Source organism: Cupriavidus sp. GW823-FHT06D04, assembly GCF_058795055.1.
Genome location: NZ_JBXAHL010000103.1, coordinates 1 through 1,658, shown reverse-complemented (window position 1 = coordinate 1,658; position 1,658 = coordinate 1). Strand labels below are relative to the sequence as shown.

The 1,658-nt window shown below is 61.0% G+C and carries 1 protein-coding gene; it reads right to left on the bottom strand.

The window, feature by feature from the left end:
* Positions 1-31: 31 nt before the first annotated feature.
* Positions 32-1,584 (bottom strand): IS3 family transposase gene (locus AC1Q7H_RS39745; RefSeq protein WP_238553202.1). Its coding sequence is split into 2 segments (ribosomal slippage): positions 32-1,122 and positions 1,122-1,584, totalling 1,554 coding nucleotides; the frame shifts between segments, so codons are not numbered across the junction.
* Positions 1,585-1,658 lie beyond the last annotated feature (74 nt).

The window sequence follows — 1,658 nt, the reverse complement described above, 5'->3', positions numbered from 1 at the left end:
CGGCGATTGTCAACGTAGTTGTCACGTCACCTCACGCAACCTGCTTTAGTTCTGCTGGCTCAATCCGTTCCGGATTGAGCCAGACTTCGTCTGCCAAACTCCAGTTCCGTGTCGGCCCGGACCAACGCTTGGGCGTTCTGGCCTTAGCCTCAGCATAGACTGCTTCACGGTGCGCCAGCACCGCCGCGGCTACGCCACCGTGGCGCTGCGCCGGTGTCACGAATTTCAGCCCACTATGCTTGTGCTCGTGGTTGTACCAACGCACAAATCGCTGCGTCCATGCACGCGCCTCGTCCACGCTGCCGAATGCTTGGCGCGGGTAGTCCGGCCGATACTTGCAGGTCCGGAACAGCGACTCGGCGTAGGGGTTGTCATTGCTCACGCGCGGCCGGCTGAACGAAGCGACCACCCCCAGGTTTTCCAGGGTGGCGAGCATCGTCGCGCCCTTCATTGGACTGCCGTTATCCGAGTGCAGAACCAGAGGACGTCCAGCCAGACCTTCGGCCAAACTGGCTCGCCGCATGAGCAACGCCGCCAACTCCGCCGACTCCGCCCGATGCACTTCATGACCGACGATCTTGCGGCTGAACACGTCCAGCATCATGTACCAGTAGTAATACTGGCCCTTGATTGCTGCCGGCATCCAGGTAATGTCCCAGCTCCACACCTGATTGGGTCCGGTGGCGCAATGGCTGGTCACCACCCGCGCCGAGGGCTTGCGCGCACGACCGCGGTGATGCTGCTGCGACGCGCTACGCAAGACACGATAGAAGCTCGACTCCGAGGCCACGTACTGGCCGCGGTCCGCCAGCGTCGGTACGATCTGGCTGGGCGGCAAACTGGCAAACTCCACGCTGTTGGCCACCGCAAGAATCTGCTGGCGTTCCGCCTTGCTTAGCTTGTTGGCTGGCGCTGGCCGCACAGTGGTGGTGCGAGCATCTGCGACCACCTCGTCGCCTTCTCGAACCCAGCGCTGGAAGGTGCGCAAGCTCAGACCCAACTCGTCGCAAGCCTGTGCCAGTCGGCAGCCAGAGCGTTCTGCCTCACGAATCAACGATATACACAATCGGCGATCTGGGACGTTGATCAGTCGTCCTCTTTTTCTCCCCAAATCGCCTGGGCTTTTTTTCTCAGGATGAGCAATGCGGCCGCCTCCGCCAGCGCCTTCTCCTTTCGCTGTAATTCCTTCTCAAGCTGCTGGATGCGCTTCTTGTCACCCTTGGACTGAAGTCGTTGTTCTCGCGCCTGTTCACCGGCGTTGGCATTGGCCGAGCGACAGGCCTCCCGCCAGGCAGCGATCTGCTCCGCGTAAAGACCCTTGCGGCGGCAATACTCCGCCAATTCCGCTTCATTGAGCGGCGCGGTTTCCAGTACCACCGCAAACTTGTCCTCCGAGGACCACGCCTCGGGGTTCTTTCCATCTCCCGGCACCGGGACTCCTTGCGCTTTCATCTGTCGACGCCAAGCATACAACGTCTGCTCCGCAACTCCCGTCTCCCTTGCCAACGCCGACACCAACGCGTTCTCGGGGGGCATCATGCGACGCAACAGCGCTTCCTTTCTCTCTGCTGAATAGGCTCTCATTCACTCTGACTCTACCGCCCCCAGACTGGGTCAATCGAAATCAGGTGACACGACAACAATTCTGACGCCGGGGG